Genomic DNA, 22,153 nt, shown 5'->3' with positions numbered 1-22,153 from the left:
CGCGACCGCGCGGGCGCGCCCCAGGGCTCAGACCCCGGCCGCGTCGAGGGCCTGGACGGTCAGCCGGTGGCCGAGCTCGATCATGTCGGCGGCCCGGTGGAAGTCCATCGACCGGCAGGCGTCGACCGGCACCGTCACGAGGACGTCCGCGGGGAGGGCCGCCATCCGGTAGCGGGCCACCACGGCCTGCATCGCCTCGAAGGACTGCGCCGTCACGTCCAGGAGCCCGAGGTCGGCGGGCAGCCGCTCGGTCCCCCAGCCGGTCCGGCCGGTCGGCGCGTGCAGGCTCGCCAGCCGCTCCACCTCGGCGTCGGCCACGGCCCGCTCCTCGCGCCCGGTCAGCGTGGCGACGGTACGGCGCCACCGACCCCGCCACTCCTCGAACCGCTGGGGTGCCGCCGACTCCTGCCGGGGCGCGGCCGGCTCCCGCACCCGCCGCGGGCCGGTCAGCGACACGGCGACGGTCAGGTCGGAGGGGACCGCGGCCGTCGGGTCGATCGGCACCGGGTTGGTCAGCCCGCCGTCGACGAGGAGCCGACCGTTGAGCATGACGGGGGTGAAGACCCCCGGGATCGCGATGGAGGCGCGCACCGCGGCGCGCAGCGGGCCGCGCTGGAACCACACCTCGCGGCGGGCGGCCAGGTCCGTCGCGACCGCCGTGAACGGGATCGGCAGGTCCTCGATCGCCACGTCGGTGAAGACGTCCTGCAACGCGTCGAGCAGCCGGTCCGCGGCGATGACGCCGGGCGAGGTGATCGAGGGGTCGAGCAGCCCGAGGACGTCGCGGCGGGTGAGCGCGGTCGCCCAGCGCGCGAAGTCCTCCACGCGCCCGGCGGCCGTGAGGCCGCCGACGAGGGCGCCCATCGAGGTGCCGGCGACGGCCACCGGCTCGCAGCCGCGCTCCTGCAGCGCCCGGACGGCGCCCACGTGCGCGTAGCCCCGGGCCCCGCCCGAGCCCAGCGCGAGCGCCACACGGGTGACCATGCCCCGACGCTAGAGCACGGGCGGGCGGCGGCCGGGCACGACGGTAGGATCGGGCGCCGTGACCGACGCAGCCGCCACCGCCCAGCCGACCACCGCGTGGGGCCACGGCCTCGCCACCGTGACCGACGACGGGACCGTGCTCGACGTGTGGTTCCCCGCACCCGCGCTCGGGACCCGCGACGGCGCCGAGGTGCCCGAGGAGCTGACCGCCCTCGAGGGGCGCGACGACGTGCGCCGCGTGGTGCGCGAGGTGCGCACCGTCGAGATCGCCGACCTGCAGGCCGCGCCGTCCTCCACCGAGGACGTCTGGCTGCGGCTGCACCTGCTCAGCAGCCGCCTGGTGGTCCCGCACACCATCTCGATGGACGGCGTCTTCGGGCTGCTGACCAATGTCGTGTGGACCTCGGCCGGTCCCTGCGCCGTCGAGGGGTTCGAGTCGACCCGCGCCCGGCTGCGGGCGGCCGGCCAGCACGTGACCGTCCTCGGCGTGGACAAGTTCCCGCGGCTCGTCGACTACGTCGTCCCCTCGGGCGTCCGGATCGCCGACGCCGACCGCGTGCGGCTCGGGGCGCACCTGGCCGAGGGCACGACGGTCATGCACGAGGGCTTCGTGAACTTCAACGCCGGCACCCTCGGCGCCTCGATGGTCGAGGGCCGGATCTCCGCCGGCGTGCTCGTCGACGACGGCTCGGACGTGGGCGGCGGCGCCTCGATCATGGGCACTCTCTCGGGCGGCGGCAAGCAGGTCATCTCGATCGGCAAGCGCTGCCTGCTCGGCGCCAACGCCGGCCTGGGCATCTCCCTCGGCGACGACTGCGTGGTCGAGGCCGGCTGCTACGTCACGGCCGGCACCAAGGTCACCGTCAGCGACATGGACGGCAAGCCGCGCGTGGTGAAGGCGGTCGAGCTGTCCGGCACCAGCAACGTGCTGTTCCGCCGGAACTCGGTGACCGGCGCCATCGAGGCGGTGCCGTGGCGCAGCGAGGGCGTCGAGCTCAACGCGGCGCTGCACGCCAACTGACCGGGCCCCTGGCCGGTCCACTGGCCGGGCCGCTGGTCCGGCACGCTGGCACAGGCTGATTTCGGCCGGTCCGGACACTGGCTCCATGAGGGTGGGGACGGGCGTCGCGCTGCTGGGCGCGGCCGCTCTGGGCGTGAGCGCGTACGTGGGGTGGGACGTCCTGCGGGACTCCACCCCGTTCCTGGGCAGCGAGCAGTGCACCGCGACGGTCGACGGCCGCACGGTCGAGCTCGACGTGGAGCAGGCCGAGAACGCCGCCCTGGTCACCGGCATCGCCGTCGGCCGCGGCCTGCCCGCGCGCGCGGCCACGATCGCGCTCGCCACGGCGTACCAGGAGTCGGAGCTCTACAACATCGACTACGGCGACCGGGACTCCCTCGGGCTGTTCCAGCAGCGGCCCTCGCAGGGCTGGGGCACGCCCGCGCAGGTGCTCGACCCGGCGTACGCCGCCGGGAAGTTCTACGACGAGCTGGCCGAGGTCGGCGGGTACGAGTCGATGGAGGTGACCGAGGCCGCCCAGCTCGTCCAGCGCTCGGGCTTCCCCGACGCCTACGCCGACCACGAGGCCGACGCCCGCGTCCTCGCCTCCGCCCTCACCGGCAACTCCCGTGCGGCCTTCACCTGCGAGGTGGACGGCGACGCCGAGGAGGCCTCCGACGACCTCACCGCCTCCGGGCTGGTCCGCCGGGCCGAGAAGGTGCGCCGGGAGGTCGAGAACGTGTTCGGCGACCAGTCGCTCGGCGGGTTCGCACCCGGCGGCGTGCGCGACGGCCACATGGAGGGCTCGACGCACTACGACGGGCGGGCGGTCGACGTCTTCTTCCGCCCGGTCAACGAGACCAACAAGACCCGGGGCTGGGCGGTCGCCCACTACCTCGTGGCGATGGCCGACCGGCTGGACGTGCAGACGGTGATCTTCGACGACCGGATCTGGAAGAACGGCTGGCGTTCCGGGTCCGGCTGGCGCGACTACGACCCGCCGTCGCGCTCGGGCGACCAGGCGATCCTCGAGCACCGCGACCACGTCCACGTCGACGTCTTCGACTGAGGCAGCCGCTGCGCCGGCGGTGGGGCCGGCCCGCGCGCACAGCCTCCAGGTCGCCGCAGGCTTGTCCACAGATTCGCGCAGATCGGCTGCACGACGGCCGATCGTGTCGTTCCATGGAAGCCCTTCCACGCTTCCACCCGATCGAGACCGAGAGCGACCACGACGATGTGCGACCACTCCCCCGCCTGCCCCGAGCCCACCGACGCCGCCTGCTGGTCGGCGCACGTCACCGCCGACCACAGCGAGCAGGGCTGGTGCCGGCTCTGCAACGGCGTCGTGCTCTTCGACGACGGCCACTACCTGACCCCTGACGGCTCCGACCACCTGCTGCAGCCGGCCTCCTGAGGGGTGCGCACCGGGCGGAGCCGGTCGAAGGGGGTACCCGTCCTGTGTGCCCCCGACCTCCCCTGACTCCCCGAGCCCCGACGCGAGCCAGCGCTCCGCGCCCGATCCCGCTCCCGCACCCACGTCCGCCCCGCTGGCAGCGGCGAGCGAGACCGCCCGCCAGGCCGGCCTGGCCACCGGCCTGACCTGGCTCGCCACCTGGTCCTGGCGCTGGGTGGGCGTCGCCCTCGCAGCCGTCGTCCTCGGCTGGCTGGTCGGGGTGCTGTGGGTCGCCCTCCTGCCCGCCTTCCTCGCCCTCATCCTGGCGTCGGTCCTGCAGCCCGCCAGCGAGCTGCTGACCCGGCGCACCCGGGTGCCGCGGGGACTGGCCGCCGGCCTCGTGATGATCGCGGCGCTGGCCGTCATCGCCGGCGGCGTGGCGGCCATCGCGCCGTCGGTCACCGGTCAGGGCGACGAGATCGTCTCCGACGCCTCCGAGGGCATCGACCAGCTGCGTGACTGGGCGGTCGAGAAGGAGCTGATCTCCCAGGACCAGGTCGACACCGCCGTGACCGACGCCCGCGACCGGCTCGGCGACAGCGCCGGGTCGATCGCCAGCGGCGTCCTCGTCGGCGTGAACGCCGTGTCCTCCGGCCTGGTGACGCTGGCCCTCACCCTCGTGCTGACGTTCCTCTACCTCAAGGACGGCCACCGGTTCCGGCCGTGGGCCGCGGGGGTGACCGGTCCCCGGGTGGGCCGACACCTCGACCAGGTGCTCGACCAGGTGTGGACCACGCTCGGCGGCTTCGTCCGGACCCAGGCGATCGTGAGCCTCGTCGACGCGGTGCTCATCGGCATCGCCCTCGCCGTGGTCGGCGTCCCGCTCGCCGTGCCGCTGGCGGTGCTGACGTTCTTCGGCGGGTTCGTCCCGATCCTCGGCGCCTTCGTCGTCGGCGGCCTCGCGGTCCTGGTGGCGCTGGTGTCGGTCGGCATCGAGGGCGCGCTGGTCGTGCTCGCGGCGATCATCGTGGTCCAGCAGCTCGAGGGCAACGTCCTCCAGCCGTGGCTGCAGTCGCGTGCGATGCAGCTCCACGCCGGCGTGGTGATCCTCGCGGTGACCGTGGGCTCGACCCTGTTCGGCATCGCCGGGGCGTTCCTCGCCGTACCCGTCGCGGCCATGGTCGCCGTCGTCCTGCGCTACCTCTCGACGCTCGCGGACCCGGCCCCGCCGCTCACCCCGCCGGCGCCCGACGAGGACGCCGGGGCGCAGCCGGCCTGACCGGGGTGCGGGACCTGACCCGCACCGCACCCCTCCACGTACGACGACAGCGCCACCGCCCGGCCCGGGCGGTGGCGCTGTCGCGTGTGGTGCGGTGCTGCTGTGGTGCTGTACTGCCGTGGTGCTGTACTGCTGGGTCAGGCGGCCTGGCGCGGGAACGGCAGGGGCAGCCCCGGCAGGTCGCAGACCAGCGGCAGGTCGATCGGCAGGGCCTCGCAGAGCGGGCCGAGCAGCAGGTCGAGCGGGTTGCCGCCGCCGAGACCACCGGCAGCCGCGTCGCAGATGGCCTGCGGGAGACCGGCGTCGCACAGCGGCTGGATCGGGCTGTCCGCACCCGGCGCCGGAAGACCGCCGGCCGTGGCGTCACAGAGCGGCTGCAGGGGCGCAGCAGCGTCGCAGAGCGGCTGCAGCGGGCTCGCGCCACCGCCGCCACCCGGGGTCGGGATCGGGATGCTGGCGAACGCGTCGCAGATCGCCTGGGGCAGACCGGCGTCGCACAGCGCCTGGATCGGGCTGGCGCCCGGCGTCGTGGGCGTGCCGCTGTTCTGGCAGGCACGCAGGTTGCGCTGGGCGCGCGACTTGCGCTGCTTGGCCTTGCGGACCTGCTTGGCGAACTTCTTCTTCTTGACCTTTGCCTTCTTGACCTTGGTCTGGTTGCCCGAGCTCTTGGCCTTGCGGAGCTGCTTCTTGGCGGCCTTCAGCTTGGTCTGCTTCTTCTTGACCTGCTTGTTGGCCCGGTTGACGTCCGCCCGCTCCGCGGAGCAGTCGGCAGCCGCGGCGGCCGACGAGGAGGCGGTGGTGGCGCTCGGCGCGCGAGTGACGCCGGCACCGGCGCCACTGGTGAACCCCAGCACGAGCGCGACGGCCACGAAGGCCACCGCCACGGGCCGGAGGAGGGATCGGATCATCTGGGTGTCTCCTAAGGGGGGTGAGGTCAGCGTGCGGTCGTCACGCGTTGCCTGTGGCGCACCGGCATCCGGACGAGGGAGTGCACAGCCGTTGCCCCGATGTCCCGAGGCGCGCGACTGCGCTGTTACCCCTCGCCGGCGTCGCCGGTGAACCCGTGTGCACCGTAACCCGCGGTGAGCCCGATCACACCTCGGATCCCGGATTTCGGGCTACCCGATCCCTCAGGAGGCGGAAAGACGCTCCGCGGCGGCGTCGATGCGCTCGTCGGTGGCGGTGAAGGCCACCCGGACGTGCTGGTCGCCGGCCTTCCCGTAGAAGGAGCCGGGAGCGACGAGGATGCCGCGCTCGGCGAGCGCCGCGACCGTGTCCCAGCAGCTTTCTCCGCGGGTGGACCAGAGGTAGAGCGAGGCCTCGGAGTGGTCGACGCGGAACCCCGCGCCCTCCAGGGCGTCACGCAGCACGCGGCGGCGCGCGGCGTACCGGGCGTGCTGCTCGGTGGCGTGGACGTCGTCGTCGAGCGCGGCGGCCATCGCCCGCTGCTGCGGGCCGGGCATCTGCAGGCCGAGGTTCTTGCGCACCGCGAGCAGCTCGCCGACCAGGGCGGCGTCGCCGGCGACGAACGCGCAGCGGTAGCCCGCGAGGTTGGAGCGCTTGGAGAGGGAGTGGACGGCGAGGATGCCCTCGGCCGACCCGCCGCAGACGTCGGGGTGCAGCACCGAGACCGGCTCGGCCTCCCAGGCGCACTCGACGTAGCACTCGTCGGAGACGAGGATCGTGCCCCGCTCGCGGCACCACTCGACGACCTTGCGGAGGTGCTCGACGGGCAGCACCCGGCCGGTGGGGTTGGAGGGCGAGTTGAGCCAGAGCAGCCGCGGCACCTCCGGCCCGAACGCCGTCAGCGAGTCCGTCGCGAGGGCGCGGGCACCGGCGAGGGCGGCGCCGACCTCGTAGGTCGGGTAGGCCAGCTCGGGGTAGCCGATCAGGTCACCCGCACCGATCCCGAGGTGGACCGCCATCGATCCGATCAGCTCCTTGGAGCCGATCACCGGCAGCACCTGGTCGAGCCCCAGCCCGGTCACGCCGTGCTTGCGCTCCATCCAGTCCAGGCAGGCCTGGCGGGTCTCGGCGCGGCCGATCGTGAGTGGGTAGCCCGGCGAGTCCGCGGCAGCGCGCAGCGCCTGCTGGACGACCTCGGGAGTGGGGTCGACCGGCGTGCCGACCGAGAGGTCGACGATCCCGTCGGGGTGCCGACGGGCCTGCTCGGCGTACCTGACCAGGTGGTCCCAGGGGAAGTCAGGCAGCCGCGAGGAGACGCTCAGTGGTCCTGGTTCTGCGGCTCGAGCCCGGCGATGAACGGGTGGTCCTTGTCGATCTCACCCATCTTGGCCGCGCCACCGGGCGAGCCGAGGTCGTCGAAGAAGCCGACGTTCGCGGTGTAGTAGTCCTTCCACTGCTCCGGCACGTCGTCCTCGTAGAAGATGGCCTCGACCGGGCAGACCGGCTCGCAGGCACCGCAGTCGACGCACTCGTCGGGGTGGATGTACAGCATCCGCTTGCCCTCGTAGATGCAGTCGACCGGGCACTCGTCGACGCACGCGCGGTCCTTCAGGTCGACACACGGCTGGGAGATGACGTAGGTCACCGGTTCCTCCTGGGCGCAAAGGGATGCACGTACGGGCTCAACCCTAGTATCCGGTCGTGGTCGTTCCGTCAGAACCCCAGGATGTGGGCGTGGGCACTCCGGCAGCGGTGGGACAGCACCTGCTCGGACCGCACGTCGTGGGCCGCCGCGTGGTGGTGCGCCGCGTGCTGCGCGGCGGGACCGGTCCGAGCGGCGGACCGGCGCTCACCGACCAGCTCGGCACCTGCCTGGCCTGGACCGGCGGTCCTGGCGGCAGCTGCCTGCTGCAGCCCGACGACCCCGCGGCCGCGCCCGTCCGGATCGCCCTGGCCGACATCGTCTCGGGCAAGCCGGTGCCGCCCCGCCCCAGCCACCGGCTCCGCGTGGACCCCCGCGAGGCGCAGCTGCGGGCGCTCGCGCTGTGGCCGGACCTGGTGACCGAGCCGGTGGGCGACTGGCTGCTGCGCCGCTCCCCCACCTCGACGGCCCGGCGCGCCAACTCCGTGCTGGCCTTCGGCCCCGCCGGGGTCGACCCGGTCGACCGGGCCCACGAGCAGGTGGTGGGCTTCTACGCCGCCACGACCGGGCGGCCGGTCGCCGCGGTGCTGGCCGACGGCGCCGAGGAGGCGTCCTTCCGCGCGCGCGGGTGGGTCGCCGAGAGCGGCGACGCCGACACGGTGTTCTCCGTGGCCGGGGTCGCCGCCGCCGCCCGCCGCGCGCTGCGGGGAGCCGGCACCACCGACGACGAGGTCGAGCTGGTCGAGCAGACTCCCGGGGTGGTGCGGGCACAGCTGCCCGGGGCGACCGGCGTGGCGGCGTACGACCGGGACTGGGTGGGGTTCCGCGGCATCGAGGTCGACCCCGAGCGACGGCGGCAGGGCCTCGGGCTGCGGGTGATGGCCGCGCTGCTGGGCTGGGGCGCGGAGCAGGGGGCGACGACGGCGTACCTGCAGGTGCTCGCCGACAACGAGCCGGCGGTGGCGCTCTACGACCGGCTCGGGTTCGTCGAGCACCACCGGTACCGCTACCTGGCGCTGGAGCTCAGCACGCCGGCCTGAATCCCTTGCGCGCCGGGCCCGGCCGGGTCAGCGCCTCGAGGGTCCAGGCGATCGCGGTGCGGCTGGTCGGGATCAGCAGGTGCTCGGCGAGGTCGCCGGGGCAGGAGTCCTGGATCGTGGTGTTGGTCGTGCGCGGACCGGGCTCGAGGTACCCGGACAGGTGCGGCACGACGACCTCGTCGTACGCCGTGGTCACCTGCGTGTAGCTGACCCGCCCGGGCGTCTCGTCGCCGGCGTTGAGGCGGGTGAGGAACGGCGAGCCGACCGCCTGCTGGTTGCACGACCGGCAGACCAGGTCGAGGACGGGGTTGGTGAGCAGGGCGAGCGCGGTCCCGCCGCTGAGGACGGTGCCGTGGTTGGACGGCGCGAGGCCGACGAGGTCGTCGACGACCTTCGCCCCGCCGAGGAACTTGATGTAGTGGCGGGGCATCATCCCGCCCTGGGAGTGGCCGACCATCGAGACCTTCGCGGCGCCGGTCGCGGCCAGCACGCGCTTCGTGAACCGCTTCAGCTGCTGGGCGGAGGTGGCGATGTCGCCGGTGCCGCGGTTGCCGTAGTCGAGGGAGTAGACGCAGAACCCCTTCGCCTTGACCGCGGCCGACAGCGGGTCGAGCAGGCTCCGGCGGTCGCCGATCGTGCCGTGGACGAGGACCACCGGGGTGGGTCGCTCCGCGGTCGGGCGGCAGTCCCAGTCGTTGGCGCCGACCGGGTCGCCGGGCCCGCCCGGCAGCGGCAGGGGGAACCCCGACGGCGCTGCACCGGCCGGGCCTGCCGATCCGACGATCGCGAGCGGGGCGAGCAGGAGCAGGAGGGCCGAGACGACGGCCGCGAGGGGTGCGCGCACGTCCGGACCAACGACGGGGACCGCCGGCGGTTACTTGCAGACGACCGTGTCGCTGGGGGTGTACGTCGTGTGGAAGGTCTCGCGGTGGTCCAGCTCGTCCTGGCCGGCCTTGCGGAAGTAGCGCACCACGTCGACCTGGAAGCCGGAGTACCCGGTGTTGGGGTAGCAGTCCGGGGTGTCGAGCGTCCGCGTCTTCGGCGGCGTGTAGGCGTACCGGTCCGAGGTGGTGGTGGTGATGTCCCAGACCTTGGTCGACCACATCGAGACCGTGACCACGCCCTGGCCACCGCTGCTGCTGCTCGGGGTGACCTTCGCGTCGATCAGCACGCCGTACGGCGTGTCGTTGCGGAACCGCAGGTCGACCGCTCCCCAGGCGACGGTGGCCTCGCGACCGACCGGGTAGCGGTCGATGTAGAAGGAGTGCGGCTTGTGCTCGACGTCTTCGAGGCCGGCGAAGAACATCGCGTTGAACAGCGTCGTGGCCATCTGCGAGACGCCGCCGCCGAGGTCCTCGACCAGGATGCCGTCGTTGATGACGAAGCCGTCGGTGAAGCCGTTCTCCTCGGTGCGCTCCCCGACCGTGCCGTTGAGCGAGAAGGTCTCCCCCGGCTTGAGCACGGTGCCGTCGACGAGCTCGGCGGCCCGGCCGATGTTGGTGTTGCGGTAGTCGGCGTGGGGGTAGTACGTCGTGAACGTCGAGACCTGCTCGGTGATCTGGAGCTTGCGGGCGTCGGCGGTGGTGAACTCCGGCTCGGCGACCTTCGCCCGGACCTCCAGCCTGCGGTCCTCCCCGGTGCGGGTGACCAGGTCGAGGAAGGTCTCGGTGACCTGCTCGGGGTCGTAGGTCACCCCGGGCTTGGCCGGCACGACCTTCGGCTTGCCGCCCACGAGGGCCACGGTCGCGTCGACCGGGGCGCCGTCGTCGCCGACCACGTCGCCGACGAGGTCCTCCAGCGCCGGCTCGTCGACCTCCGGCACCAGCTCGCCGCCCTCGGCGGTCATGGTGACGAGCGGCGCGAACTGACGCGGGGACAGCCGCACCGGCGAGTCGTCGAAGACGAGGGTGACCGGGGCCGAGACCGCCGGGTTGGCGAAGCCCTCGACGGCCTCGCGCAGGTCGGCCTCGTCGATCTCGGGCTCGGTCTCGACCAGGGGCACCTCGATCGCCGGCTCCTCGGAGAGGTACGCCGCCGCGAGCTCGTCGCGCAGCGCGTCCCGGTCGACCTCCTCGCCCGGGCGCGGGTCGGTCGTGACGACCCGGCTGCCCTCGAACCGGATCGCGCCGTCGCGGGCGGGCCGGACGACGTCCTCCTCGACCGGCGCCAGCGCCTCGGCGAGGGCCTCCTCGTCGACGACGACCACGGCGTCGAGGTCCTCGCCGTCGGTGTAGTAGGCCCACAGCCGCCGCGGGTCCCAGGACCGTCCGCCGCCGGCCTCGGCGACCGAGGCCCGGTGGTCGACGGCGACGCCGGCGGCCGCGGGGTCGACGTCCCACGTCCGGCCACCGGCGGTCAGGGTGAACGGCACGTCGGCGCGCTCGGCGAGCCCGTCGCGCAGCGCGCGGACCGCCGCGTCGGGCTGCTTCCCGCCGATCGCCACGCCGGACACGGTCGTCCCACGGGGCACGCGGTCACCGGCCATCGCGTAGGCGACGACCCACCCGACGCCGACGAGCGCCACCAGTCCCAGCAGGACGAACAGGACGGCGCGGCCGCCGGCCTTGTCGCGGGACGGGGCCGCCTGCTGCTCGTTCACGCCGCCATCCTAGGAAGGGGGTGCCTGGCCGGGCCGGTCGGCGGCCCGGGCGGGGCGCGGGAGCGTGGCGAACGCCGCCACGAGCAGCACGAGCGCCAGGCCGAGGAGCAGGTAGCCGCCCCCGCCCGCCGGCACCAGGTAGTCGCCCTCGGGACGCTCCTGCAGCGCGGCGGCCAGCACGGCGGCCCATCCCCCGGCGTACGGCGGGCGCGTGCACCAGCGCGCGGGCAGCGCGACCAGGGCGGCGACGCCCGCGAGCGCGCCGAGGAGCAGCCCCCACCACAGCTGGTGGAGGGCGACCGTCGCCACCGCCACGGCCACGCCGGTCACCGCGCAGGCGACGAGCAGGCCGATCGCGGCCAGCACCCTCACCGGCGCGTCAGCTGCCGGCAGGGAGCCCGGCGAAGAGGTCGCTCTCGAGGCCGTCCTCGCCGACCGGGCCCTGCTGCCCCTTGGCGATCCGGTAGAACTCCAGGCCCCAGGCCGTCGCGCCGACGTTGTTGCTGAGCGCGAAGAACGGCCCGTCGGTGGTGACCTGGGTCGGGTAGGCCTTGAGCGCGGCCATCTTGCGGTCCACGAAGTCGGTCGCGTCGATGCCCGCGGCGAGGTTCTCGTCGGGGGTGACGAAGTGCGGGAGCGGGCCGTCGGGGTCCATCCCCTCGAACGACGTGGTGTCGCCGGCCTCGCGGAGCATCCGCAGGCCCTGGCGCATCCGGCTCTCCGACATCGCGCCCCAGTAGATCTTGGCGACCTCCCACGGCTCGCCGAGCTCGGCCTTGTACGACGGCACGGCGGCGAGCTGCGCGGCGTACATCGCGACCCGGTGGGCCTGGATGTGGTCGGGGTGGCCGTAGCCGCCGAACTGGTCGTAGGTGACCAGGACCTGCGGCCGGACCTCGCGGATGATCGTGACGAGGTGGTCGGCGGCCTCGGTGAGGTCGGCGTTCCAGAAGGCGTTGGGGTGCTTGGCGATCACCTCGGGGTCGCCGATCGCGTGGCCGTCGGGGTGCCAGGCCATGCCGGAGTCGCGGTAGGTGCCGAAGCCGCCGAGCCACCGGTGGTCGGTGACGCCCAGCTCGCTCATCGCGTCGGCGATCTCGCCACGGCGGTGCTCGCCGAGGCGGTCCTCCTTGTCGGCCGCGAGGTGCTCCAGCTCGGGCACCAGGATCTCGCCCATCTCGCCGGCCGTGCAGGTCACGAGCGTGACGCCGCGGCCCTCGGCGACGTACTTCGCCATGGTCGCGCCCTGGCCGATCGTCTCGTCGTCGGGGTGGGCGTGGACGAGGAGGAGGCGGTGCTCGGGGCGTTCGGGCATGAGGATGATCCTAGGTCCGGTGATCAGGGGCGCTTGATCCGACGAGGTGCGGTCGGCAGGTCGAGGGGGGAACCCGCCGCCGGCCTGGTCTGTTCCGCGCCGTCCTCGTGGTCCAGCCAGCCGTCGTGCTCGTCGACCAGGAGCTCCAGCGCGACGACCGGGGCGTCGGCGAGCACCGCCCAGGGGTGGTCCTCGTCGTCGTCCTCGCCGGCGAGCCGCTCGCGCTCGACGTGGGCGTCGTACCCGTCGTGGCGGAGCCTGCGGGCGACCTGCACGGCGTCGTCCTCCTCGAAGAACACCGCCCGCAGGCTCGGCCCCGTCGACCGCAGCTCGTGGGCGACCTCGGCGAGGAACGCGCGGTCCGGCTCGAGCCAGTCCACCTCGTTGAGCTCGTCGGGCCCGAGCCAGCGGAGCCGGTCGTGGGTGTCGTCGCGCGGCTCGGGCTCCTCGACGTCGCCGCCGATCCGGACCAGGGCGGCGGTGAGCTCGTGGGTGTCGCTGATGGGCACGACGCCGGCGAGCCAGCGGACGACGTCCACCTCGACGCCGAGCTCCTCGGCCAGCTCGCGCTCGAGGGCGCTCTCGGGCCGCTCCCCCGGCTCGACCTTGCCGCCGGGCAGCTCCCACCGTCCGGCTGCCTCCGGAGGACGGGTACGGCGCGCCGCCAGCACCCGGCCGCCGCGGAGGACCGCGGCGGCGACGACCTGTTGCCTCACCTGCCGAACTCTAGGGTCGGGGCATGCACGGAGTGCACCTGACCCGGACCACGGAGAACGTCGACGAGATCGAGGCGCTCGCCGCCCGCCTGGAACCCTCCGGCGGCGGGCGGGTGCCCGTCGGCCGGTTCCTCGAGGACCTCCGCGCCTCCGGCCGCCGCGGCCGCCGGGCGCCGCTGGGCCGGCTGCTGGGGCGGAAGGTGCGGCGGGCCTTCACCTGGGACGCCGCCGACCGGCGCGACCCGCTGTGGTGGCCGCAGGGCATCTCCTCCTCCGCGGACGCCTCGGACTCCACCGACCTGGTCGAGGGCCGCCGGGTGCTGGTGGTCTCCTGGTACGCCAAGGCCGACCAGGGCTCGCGGCTGACGTTCGTCGACCTCGACACGCTGCGCTACCGGCACGTGCTGCTGGTCGTGCCGAAGGTCGCCGACGGCGCGGTGCACCTCGAGCCGCTGCGCGTCCACGCCGGGGGGATCGTGTGGCGCGGGCCGTACGTCCACGTGGCCGCCACGGCCCGCGGCTTCGTGTCGGTGCGCCTGGAGGACCTGATGTGGGCGCCGGTCGAGGGCGACTCGCTGTTCGGCTACCGCTACGTCCTGCCCGTGCGCTTCACCCACCGGGCCGCCGCCGACGAGGGGGTCGAGCGGCTGCGGTACTCCTTCCTCTCCCTGGACCGGTCCACCACCCCGCCCGGCCTGCTCGCCGGTGAGTACGCCCGCCGGAAGCAGACCCGTCGGTTCGCCCACTACCCGCTGGACGCCGACACCGGGCTGCCGGTGCTCGACGAGTCCGGGTACGCCCGCCCGGCCGCGCTCGACGACACCGGGCTCGCCGGCATGCAGGGCGCGGTGACGGCCGGCGGCGGCTACCACGTGACCGCCTCGCACGGCCCCTGGACGTCCGGCTCGCTGCACGTCGGCGCCCCCGGCTCGTTCCGCCGCCACCGGCGGGCGCTGCCGATGGGGCCCGAGGACATCTGCTGGTGGCCCCAGGACGACCTGCTGTGGACCGTCACCGAGCACCCGCGCCGTCGGTGGGTGGTCGCGGTGCCCCGGTCCTCGGTCCCGGCCTGAGACGCACGACGCCCCCGGACCGTCCGGTCCGGGGGCGTCGCGGTGCTGCTAGCCGGTCGTCACTTCACGGAGGTCTTGCCCGTGGTGTCGGCCTTGGTGCGGGCGGTCTTGGCGACCTTGGCGACGTACGTCGTCCGCGCGCCGCCGTTGGTGTCCTTGACCGTGAAGGTCGTGGCGCCCTTGGCGCTGAGCCTGCCGGTCGTCACGACGACCCGCTTGCCGTTGGCCTTGACCTTGTAGAGCGTGACCTTCGCGCCCTTGGCCTTCGCCGGCGCCTTGACCGTCAGCCGGTCCTTGCCGCCGGCGGCGTTGCCGCCGGTGAGCTTGGCGACGACCGCCTGCAGGGTGCTGCCGCCGGTGAAGGTGATCCGGTCGGTGCGCTGCGCGGCCGGGACCGTGTCGGCGGTCGCGGAGCCTTCGCGGGCGACCACGGTGATGGTGGCGGTGCCGGCCCGGCCGCCCTGGAAGACGTACTCCAGCTTGCCGTCCTGGCCGAGCAGGCCGCTGGTCTGGCTGCCCTCGCCGTTGCCGTTGCGGTCCGGCCCGCTGCGGAAGAACTGGACGAACAGGTCCGAGATCGGCTCGCCGTTCTGGTCCACCGCGGTGTACGTCGAGGTCACCGTGGAGCCGACCCGCTGGCTGTCGGCGCCGGAGTGGTCGAGACGGAAGGTCGAGGCCGCGGGGTCGACCGCGTAGAAGCCGACCGTCCGCGAGCCGGTGACCGTCTCGGTGCCGGCCGTGGCGACCGGCGGGGTGGCCGAGCTGTACCGGTTGGACTCGGTCTGCCAGCTGGCCGTGACGACCGCGTCGCCGGCCGACCGGGCCGTCGCCGAGAAGTCGCCGTCCTTGGCGAAGTCCGACTGCGCCGTCGTCGCCGAGAGCTGCGCGCCCGGGGCGTCCTCGGACAGGTTGACCGTCTCCCCGCCGACGAGGTTGCCGAACTGGTCCTCGGTGAAGAGGTCGAAGAAGACCTCGTCGCTGGTCGGCGCCTTCGGGAGCACGCCCGACTCCTGGACGGCGTCGGGCGCGAACTCGACGCGGACCTTGCCGCCGTTGACCGGGTTGGCCGAGGTCCAGTCGACGACCTCGGTGTCGCTCGACCCGCCGACGGTCGCGGTCACGGTCGCGTCGACCTTGCCGTCGTCGTCGAAGCCGGCGTCGCGCTCGATGGCGAGCGTGAACGTCGCGACGCCCTGCTCGTTGGTGCGGACGGTGATCGACTTGCCGCTGTCCTTGACCTCGCCGGCGTCGGCACCCGCGGCGGGGGCCGGGTCGGGCGTCAGCGCCGCCGAGGTCGCGGCGTACGGCGTGAAGAAGCCCTTGTCGGTGGTGAGGGTGACCGTCTGGTTGGCCAGCGCGGTGCCCTCGGCGCTGGTGACCGTCACCCGGGAGCTGACCGGTCGGCCGGGCGTCTTGCCGCCGCTGCTGAGCGCGGTCTCCGGGGCGATCTCCACCTTGCCGGCGGTGACGGACTTGAGGAAGTCCACGCCGTGGTCGTTGGTCGCGGCGTCGGCGTTCCCGGCCGGGGCGGCGTCGATGTTGCCGCCCTTCTCCTCCGGCTGCGGGTTCTCCGTCGGGTCCTTGACCGTGACCGAGAAGCCCCCGTCGGCGGCCGTGGTGACCGTCCGGCTGGTCGCGATCGCGCCGGAGGCGTCGGTGAAGCCGGCGTCCCCGGCCTGACCGGCGCCCGTGCCGGACTCGGTGCCGCGCTGGTAGGTCAGCGCGATGCTCCGGCCGCCCAGGCCGGTGCCGTCCTCGAGCTCGAGGGAGCCGTCGACGACCTCGGACCCGCCGGCGACCGCCTGCTCGGGGCTCGCGGCGTCGTACTCGACCGACGCCTCGCCGGCCTTGACCGTCAGCACCTTGCTGCTCGGGATGGCGCCCGTACCGGTCAGGGGCGCGGGGGCGAGCTCGGCGAAGAGCTCGTAGGTGCCGGACTCCTGGCCGGTCGGCAACGGGATGCTCGCGCGGCCGTCCTGGTTCGTGGTGGCGGTCGAGGTCCCGGTCGCGGGCGACCGGACGGTGGCCGGCGAGCCGTCGAACGGGGTGATCTGCCAGTAGTAGCGGACCGTGCGCAGCGGCACCGCCTGGTCGTTGCCGTTCTGGTCCTGCACCTGGACCGCGATGTCACCGGTGGCGGACTCGTCGACGTCGAACGCCGGGCCGTCGGCCGAGCTGCCGGCCAGCTTCGCCGGGCTCGCGTTGTACTGGGTGACGGTGACGTCGGCGGACCGCTTGTCGCCGAGCGACTCCTCGTAGGCGTTGCCGCCGGTCGCGTTGGCGTAGTAGTACGCGGTGCCCGAGCCCTGCTGGAAGGTCGCCTGGCCGTCGGCGTCGGTGTACTCCGGCTGGGCGAGCAGCCCGCTCTCGGAGGAGCGGACCTCGGCGCCGACGATCGGCTGCCCGTCCTGGTCCTTGACGGTGACGGTGACGGCGGCGTCCTGGCCGGCCGGCACCTGGGTGCGGTCGGCCGCGGCGGTGACGGTGGTGATGGTCTGCCGGTAGAGGGTGTAGCCCTCGACGTCGTCGGTGTCGCGGTCGGCGCCGAGCACGAGCTGGTCGACCGCGCCGGCGCCCTCGCCGTACGGGTAGCCGGTGATGTCGAGGGAGCCCTCGAAGGTCCCGGTCGTCGCGCCCTGCGCGGCGGTCACCGGTGCGTTCGTCGTGCCCTCGGCGGCGCCCTCCCCGTCGAGGCGGGAGACGGCGACGTTCCCGGAGGTGGCGGACGTGGTGCCACTGACCCGGACGAGCTGGCTGTCCTGGGTGAGGCCGTACGGCTGCTGGAACACGCCGAGCCGCGTGCCCTGGGCGAGGTTGACGGTGTTCGCGGTGCCGCCCGGCGCGGAGACCTCCACGCCGGCGCGGTCGGCGTTCACCGTGGTGCCGCCGACGCTCGCGCTGGCGCGCAGGGTCACGGTCGTGCCCTGCACCGAGGCGGGCGGCGTCCACTCGAAGGTGAACAGGCCGTCGTCGTTGCGCTGGCTGACCGTCGTGATGGTCTCGTAGCCGCCGCCGACCGAGTAGGAGAAGGTCACCGCCGACACGTCGTTCCCGGCGCCCGCGGCGAGCCGGATCGTGGAGTCCGTGCCGTCGGCACGCGAGCTCGCCTCGTTGCCGGAGCCGAACTGGCTGTACAGGACGACCTCGCCGGCGCCGACCTGCTCGGCGACGGTGGTCGCCCAGGCGGCCACCGGTACGCCGGTGACGGCGAGGGCGGTGACGGAAGCGGTCGCGAGACCGCGCGTGATGGTTCTGCGCATGCTGTGTGCACCTCCGAGTGAGCGGTTCGCCGAGAGGCTCTCGGCGACGTTCACAGGGCTCCGCTGCTGGTTCCCCATGTGGTTGCACGCCGATGCTGGCAGCGCGCACCGACGTTGCCCGTGACCATTCGGATGGAGGACATGCGTGTCGTCCGGTCTGGTCCACTCGGTGAAATGCAAAGGACGCCGTGCGTCGCACGGCGTCCTTGTCAGGGTCTCGCACATCGCGTGCCCTAGGGTGAGACAGGCGGTCCGGACCATTCTCGCGCAGCGGCAAACAGAGAATGGCCCGGACCGCGTCTGTGTGTCCCGACTATCGGTGGTACTGCAGCCCCGGGGGCTGCGGGAGCTAGGCCCCCGGTGGGAGCTCCTCCCCGGGCCCGAAGGCCCGGGGAGTCACCCGTGGTGGATCAAGAAGTCACTTGACGCCGATGGTGCGCGTCTTGCCCTTCTGGTTGGCAACGGTCTTGCCGACCACCGCGTAGTAGCGGGTCGCCTTCGAGCCGTTGAGGTCGGCGCGCTTGAAGCGAGCCACACCGTCAGCGCCCAGCACCTTCTGCTTGACGCGCTTGGCCACGCCGTTCTTCACGCGGAAGAGCTTGACGGTGGCGTCGGCGCCGGCGCGGGCGACCGTGATGGTGACGAAGTCGTACTTGCCCTTGCTCTCACCATCGATGCCCGGGTTGATCTTGACGCCGCCCCCGGTGCCGGTGTCGGTCGGAGCAAGCACCGTGGTGGTGGCGGAGGCTCGGTCGGACGAGGCGGGGAGACCCTGCGCGCCGCCGGCGGTGCTCGTCGAGGTCAGCTGGTTGGCCGCCGCGCCGAACTGCGCCGCACCCGGGCGACCCTGAACGTCGATGGTGATGGCACCCTGCGCGTTGTCGTCGGTCCGGACGTTCAGGTTGATCTGACCCTGAGCGTCGGTGACGGCCTCGCTGTCCTGCAGCTCGCCCGGGCCGGAGACCTGGACGTTGAGGCCCTCGATCGGGACACCGGCGACACCGTTGCCGAAGGCGTCAGTGACGACCGCGGTGTAGGTGATCTGCTGGGTCCCGGCCGGAACCTCGGCGGGGCCGCTCACCGAGACGTTGCGCGCCGCGTTGGGGTTGTTCTGCGCAGCGACGGTGAACTGAGCCGTCTTGGTGCGGCCACCCGAGGTGACGGTGACCGTGGTGAGACCCGACTTCGTGCCCGCGACGCGGATCGAGTTGAGGGCGCTGGCCGGAAGGACGATCGACTCGGAGGCCGAGCCCTGCGGCAGGGTGGTCTCACCCTGGCGCAGCAGGATGCCGCCGTTGTCGACGGTCACGGTCGCCGGAGCGCCCGCGTCGCCGCCGAGCACGCCGAGCGCGAGGACCTCGTCGCCAGCCGGGCTGGCACCGCCGTCACCCGTGTCCACGACACCGTCGGTCAGCGGGACGATGACGGTGTTGGCCGGGTTGTAGGCCGTGCCGTTCGCCGAGACGCCGTCGAGGCTGAGCGTGAAGTCCTGACCCAGGCCCTCAGCGGTGTAGCGGATGGTGGCGGTGCTGTTGATCGACGGCGCGGTCTCCGGGACGAACGCGTCGGCGTAGGCACGGAAGGTGACCGTGTCCTGCGTGTTCGCGACCGGCGTGGTGCGGGCGTCGGTGAACGTGAAGGTGGCCTTGCCGTTGGCGTCGGTCACCTTGCGCGGGGTCGGCTGCGCGTCGTTGTTCGCACCCGCACGCTGCGCGCTGATCGCGGCGCCGGCGATCGGCAGGTTGAACTGGTCGCGGGCGGTGACCGTGATGTCCACCGAGCCGCCGGCCTTGGCGACGTAGGTCTGCGCCTCGGGGGCAGCCGACGTCAGGGCGGCACGAGCGAAGGTCAGGGTGGTGTCGATGCCCGAACCCTGCACGCGGATGGTGTCGCCGACCTGGATGGTGCCGGCGTCGGGGGTGATGGTGAGCGAGCCCACACCGTTCTGGTCGAGGACGGTGCTGACCGTGCCCGCGGGGCGGCCACCGAAGGTGACACCGGTGCCGGTGAGGTTCAGCAGGACGGTCGCACCCTTGCGGGCGTCCGAGACCGGCACGGCCGAGCGGATGTCGATCCGGACCGAGGTCTGGTCGACGCGCACGTCGACAGCGTTCGGGGTCGACACCGCGTCGCCGCGGTCGCCGAAGCCGGCGTAGCTGTCGGCCTCGGAGACGACGTCGAACTCGGCCGGGGTGATGCCAGCGGCAGCGGTCACGACGTCGAGGGTCGCGGTGCTGTCAGCCGAACCGGGGCCGTTGAGGTTGATCAGGAACTGACCAGAAGCGGCGCTCGCCAGGAACGACGCGGTGCCGGTGCGGGCCTCCTCGGCGGTGATGGACGCGTCCACGACCGGGGCGCCACCGGCGACCGGGCGGTAGAAGGTCACGCCACCCGGGGTGGAGGTGAGGTCGATCGTCTCGCCCGTGGCCAGCTGGGTGGCGCGGCCCGCGGCGTCGCGGACGGTCACCGAGTAGGGGGCGCTCGGGGTGCCGGCGGGGGCGGTCTGGCTGCCCGGGGTGACCTCAAGAGAGGTCGGGGCACCGGCGGTCTGGATCGAGACCTGGGCGCGAGCCTCGGTGGCGTCGACGGCACCGGCGCCGTCCTCGTCCTCGAAGATCGCGAAGTTCGCGGTGGCGCCCGCGGCCGGCGTGGTGACGGCGACGCGAACGGTGATCTGGTCGAGACCGTCATTCGGGGTGGTGTCGCCCGGCGCGCCGGTCGTGACGATGGTCGGCGTACCGACGATCGCGACGTCCTGGTTCGCGTTGTCCTCGGAGTCGGTCAGGTTCGCACCGATGACGTCGAGGTCGGCGGGGTCAATGCCGCGGGTGTTGAGGACGACGACCGCACCCTCGGCGCCGGCGTTACGAGCCGGGCCGGTGGAGCCGACGGTGATGACGTCACCGGGGGCGGCCGAAGCCGAGGTGGCGAGGGCCGGGATACCGGCCACCGCGAGAGCGGAGATCGCGGAAACCGCGAGACCCCGCTTGATGCCGCTGCTGTTCATGCGTGTGTTTCCTTCCGGAATGATTAAGTGTGGCGAGCAAGAGCACGCCGATAGGGGCCACCGATTAGGCCCCCGTGGCTCTGGACACGGATCCCTGAGCCGAGGTGAACATTAGGGAGGTGGCTTGGACCACCTCGTACTTGTTGCAGTCGCTCTTTACTTCTGCAATAAATGGGTCCCGACGACGTGAACCGGGTCATGGAGTCACTTCGACCCATCCGCCCGGAGAGGACCGCATGACAGGCACGGGCGAGGGCTCGGGCGCCGCCCGCCGACGCGGTCGCCCGCAGAAGCTCCCGGTCGACAGCACCCCGATCACCGAGCTCGGTGTGGGCGTCGACCAGCGGGTCGCGTGGCTGCTCAGCACCAACCGGCTGCTGGGACCGGACCCCGAGCTGGCCCGGCGCGACGGCTTCCTGAAAGTCCTCAAGGAGCGCGGGGTCCAGGTCGACAACACGCGCGTGTCGCGGTGGGAGTCCGGGCTGCAGCCGGTGCCGGGGCGGGTCGTGGCGACGTACGAGCAGGTCCTCGGGCTGCCCGAGGGTGCCTTGGTGTCGGTGGCCAGCGGCCTGCGTCGCGCCTTCGGCAGCGGTCCCCCGCCGCGCGAGACGGCGCTGCGCGAGGACGAGACGGTGACGCCCGGGTCGTTCGAGGGGATGCTGGACGCGGCCGAGCGGGGCGACGCCGGGGGCGCGCTGTGGCTGCGGCTGGCCGAGCAGCTGCACCGGTTCGACCGGGTCTTCCTGCGCAAGGAGGAGTGGACGCGGCTGTGCGGCCGGCTGGTCGAGGAGCTCGGCGTGGCGGTGGGGCCGGCGTACGTGCGCCGGTACGAGGCGGCGGCGACGATGCTGCGCCACAACGCGGCGCAGCGGCCGATGCTGCGGGCGATCGGCGGGTTCGTGGTGCACCCGGACGCACAGGTCGTCGCGCCGGTCCTGAACCTGCTGACCGAGCTGCCCGACGCGCCCGCCGGTGACCTGGTCCTGCGCCTGCTCGGCAGCGACGACGGCAACCTGCGGCGCGCCGCCGCGTCGGTGGCGGCGTACAAGATCGCGCGCGGGCACCTCAAGGCCGATGCGCTCGCTCAGCTCGAGAGCGCCGTGGTCGGTGCGCTGCGGCGGCACGACCCGCTCGACGGGCGGCTCGACTTCTTCGACCTCGCGGTGCACCTGCCGGACAGCTCCTGGGAGCGGGTGAGCGGCGGGCTGCGGACGAGGCGGGCGTTCGGCATGGTGACCCAGGCGCGCACGACGTCCGAGCTGGTCCCCCACACCCAGACCGTCGCGATCGTCGCCGAGCTGGCTGCGACCGCCCAGGCCCAGACGCCCACCCAGCACTCGCGCGAGCCGGACCCCATGCTGCGGCGGCTGCTGCGCGAGGCGCTGCTGCACGTGCACAAGGCGCGGCGGCACCACGCGGCGCTGGTGATCGCCGCCAGCCCGTACGCGCCGGCCGTCGCCGAGCAGTGCCTGCGGCTGACCGCGCACCCCAACGACCTGCTCTCCGCGCGGGCGTGGACGGTGCTGATGCGCGTGGGGCACGGCGACCGGCACGACAAGGTGGTGCGGCGGATCCACTCCGAGGAGCGGCCGACCATCCGCACCCGTGCGCTGCTGAACATGGGGATGGCGCGCTCCGCGCTGGACCCCGCGGACGCCGCGACCCTCGCCGACTCCGTCGCCGGCCAGCAGCGGCCGGCCGAGCGGCACGCGATGCTCTTCGCGCTCGGCATGCAGGGCGCGCCGGAGGTCAAGGAGCTCGCCGACCACGACGCCGACGACGTGCGCCGCGCCGCCGCGTGGTGGCTCGAGCGCGGGCCCGCGATCCACGACTCCGACGTCGAGCGGGTCGGGTAGCTCCTCGGCCCTGCGCCCTGCCCTGTGCCCGAGGCCCTGCGTCCGTCACGGGGTCTCGACGACGCTCGCTGGCGCTCGCTGGT

At 73.5% G+C, this 22,153-nt stretch carries 18 protein-coding genes; 7 read left to right on the top strand and 11 right to left on the bottom strand.

Going from position 1 to position 22,153, the window contains the following annotated elements; all coding sequences use genetic code 11:
* Nucleotides 1-27: 27 nt before the first annotated feature.
* Nucleotides 28-984, bottom strand: a complete 957-nt coding sequence (locus AB0N29_RS01305; protein WP_364863467.1) for a patatin-like phospholipase family protein — start codon at nt 982-984, stop codon at nt 28-30.
* Nucleotides 985-1,042: 58 nt separating this feature from the next.
* Here AB0N29_RS01305 and dapD point away from each other — a divergent pair, with 58 nt between their 5' ends.
* The 4 genes from dapD to AB0N29_RS01285 all read left to right on the top strand — a co-directional run bounded on the left by dapD (nt 1,043) and on the right by AB0N29_RS01285 (nt 4,656).
* On the top strand, nt 1,043-2,005 hold the full coding sequence (dapD, locus tag AB0N29_RS01300) for a 2,3,4,5-tetrahydropyridine-2,6-dicarboxylate N-succinyltransferase (RefSeq protein ID WP_302270068.1): 963 nt from the start codon (nt 1,043-1,045) through the stop codon (nt 2,003-2,005).
* 85 nt (nt 2,006-2,090) lie between these two features.
* Entirely contained in the window at nt 2,091-3,053 is a 963-nt protein-coding gene (locus AB0N29_RS01295; RefSeq protein WP_364863464.1) for a hypothetical protein, read from the top strand.
* Nucleotides 3,054-3,218: 165 nt separating this feature from the next.
* Nucleotides 3,219-3,398 carry a DUF5999 family protein gene (locus AB0N29_RS01290; RefSeq protein WP_302270063.1) on the top strand — a complete coding sequence of 60 codons (180 nt, stop codon included), beginning with the start codon at nt 3,219-3,221 and terminating at the stop codon, nt 3,396-3,398.
* 46 nt (nt 3,399-3,444) lie between these two features.
* Nucleotides 3,445-4,656: an AI-2E family transporter gene (locus AB0N29_RS01285; RefSeq protein WP_364863462.1), complete on the top strand. Its 1,212-nt coding sequence runs from the start codon at nt 3,445-3,447 to the stop codon at nt 4,654-4,656.
* 137 nt (nt 4,657-4,793) lie between these two features.
* Here AB0N29_RS01285 and AB0N29_RS01280 read toward each other — a convergent pair whose 3' ends face one another.
* The 3 genes from AB0N29_RS01280 to fdxA all read right to left on the bottom strand — a co-directional run bounded on the left by AB0N29_RS01280 (nt 4,794) and on the right by fdxA (nt 7,207).
* Nucleotides 4,794-5,564, bottom strand: a complete 771-nt coding sequence (locus AB0N29_RS01280) for a hypothetical protein (RefSeq protein WP_364863461.1) — start codon at nt 5,562-5,564, stop codon at nt 4,794-4,796.
* A gap of 222 nt (nt 5,565-5,786) precedes the next feature.
* Nucleotides 5,787-6,866, bottom strand: a complete 1,080-nt coding sequence (dapC, locus tag AB0N29_RS01275; protein WP_364865415.1) for a succinyldiaminopimelate transaminase — start codon at nt 6,864-6,866, stop codon at nt 5,787-5,789.
* 14 nt (nt 6,867-6,880) lie between these two features.
* Nucleotides 6,881-7,207, bottom strand: coding sequence for a ferredoxin (fdxA, locus tag AB0N29_RS01270; protein WP_187811229.1), 327 nt, complete (start codon nt 7,205-7,207; stop codon nt 6,881-6,883).
* An 89-nt stretch (nt 7,208-7,296) separates the two neighbouring features.
* Here fdxA and AB0N29_RS01265 point away from each other — a divergent pair, with 89 nt between their 5' ends.
* Nucleotides 7,297-8,244 (top strand): GNAT family N-acetyltransferase, encoded by a 948-nt coding sequence (locus AB0N29_RS01265; protein ID WP_364863460.1) that lies wholly within the window; start codon nt 7,297-7,299, stop codon nt 8,242-8,244.
* Here the strand turns inward: AB0N29_RS01265 and AB0N29_RS01260 are convergent.
* The 5 genes from AB0N29_RS01260 to AB0N29_RS01240 are packed head-to-tail and all read right to left on the bottom strand — an operon-like array spanning nt 8,228 to nt 12,874.
* Nucleotides 8,228-9,088 (bottom strand): alpha/beta fold hydrolase, encoded by an 861-nt coding sequence (locus AB0N29_RS01260; protein WP_364863458.1) that lies wholly within the window; start codon nt 9,086-9,088, stop codon nt 8,228-8,230. The genes AB0N29_RS01265 and AB0N29_RS01260 overlap by 17 nt on opposite strands.
* A 30-nt stretch (nt 9,089-9,118) precedes the next feature.
* Nucleotides 9,119-10,843, bottom strand: a complete 1,725-nt coding sequence (locus AB0N29_RS01255) for a VanW family protein (protein ID WP_364863456.1) — start codon at nt 10,841-10,843, stop codon at nt 9,119-9,121.
* 9 nt (nt 10,844-10,852) lie between these two features.
* Nucleotides 10,853-11,215: a hypothetical protein gene (locus tag AB0N29_RS01250; protein ID WP_302270051.1), complete on the bottom strand. Its 363-nt coding sequence runs from the start codon at nt 11,213-11,215 to the stop codon at nt 10,853-10,855.
* A gap of 7 nt (nt 11,216-11,222) precedes the next feature.
* Complete coding sequence (mshB, locus tag AB0N29_RS01245) at nt 11,223-12,158, bottom strand: N-acetyl-1-D-myo-inositol-2-amino-2-deoxy-alpha-D-glucopyranoside deacetylase (protein ID WP_302270050.1); 936 nt, start codon at nt 12,156-12,158, stop codon at nt 11,223-11,225.
* 23 nt (nt 12,159-12,181) lie between these two features.
* Nucleotides 12,182-12,874 (bottom strand): NUDIX domain-containing protein, encoded by a 693-nt coding sequence (locus AB0N29_RS01240; RefSeq protein ID WP_364863453.1) that lies wholly within the window; start codon nt 12,872-12,874, stop codon nt 12,182-12,184.
* A gap of 23 nt (nt 12,875-12,897) precedes the next feature.
* Here AB0N29_RS01240 and AB0N29_RS01235 point away from each other — a divergent pair, with 23 nt between their 5' ends.
* Nucleotides 12,898-13,947, top strand: a complete 1,050-nt coding sequence (locus AB0N29_RS01235) for a hypothetical protein (protein WP_364863451.1) — start codon at nt 12,898-12,900, stop codon at nt 13,945-13,947.
* Between the two features lie 59 nt (nt 13,948-14,006).
* Here the strand turns inward: AB0N29_RS01235 and AB0N29_RS01230 are convergent, their stop codons facing one another.
* The gene (locus AB0N29_RS01230) at nt 14,007-17,207 is read right to left on the bottom strand and encodes a hypothetical protein (RefSeq protein WP_364863449.1); all 3,201 of its coding nucleotides are present in this window, start codon (nt 17,205-17,207) and stop codon (nt 14,007-14,009) included.
* A gap of 418 nt (nt 17,208-17,625) precedes the next feature.
* Nucleotides 17,626-20,214 (bottom strand): Ig-like domain-containing protein, encoded by a 2,589-nt coding sequence (locus AB0N29_RS01225; RefSeq protein WP_364863447.1) that lies wholly within the window; start codon nt 20,212-20,214, stop codon nt 17,626-17,628.
* Between the two features lie 236 nt (nt 20,215-20,450).
* On the opposite strand from AB0N29_RS01225, the gene AB0N29_RS01220 reads away from it, so the two are divergent.
* Complete coding sequence (locus AB0N29_RS01220; protein WP_364863445.1) at nt 20,451-22,070, top strand: hypothetical protein; 1,620 nt, start codon at nt 20,451-20,453, stop codon at nt 22,068-22,070.
* Nucleotides 22,071-22,153: the final 83 nt, after the last annotated feature.

Origin of the sequence: Nocardioides sp. NPDC092400 (assembly GCF_040684155.1) — a bacterium.
GTDB lineage: Bacteria > Actinomycetota > Actinomycetes > Propionibacteriales > Nocardioidaceae > Nocardioides.
Note: the sequence above shows the minus strand (reverse complement) of the source record. Positions and strands in the feature narration are given on the sequence as shown.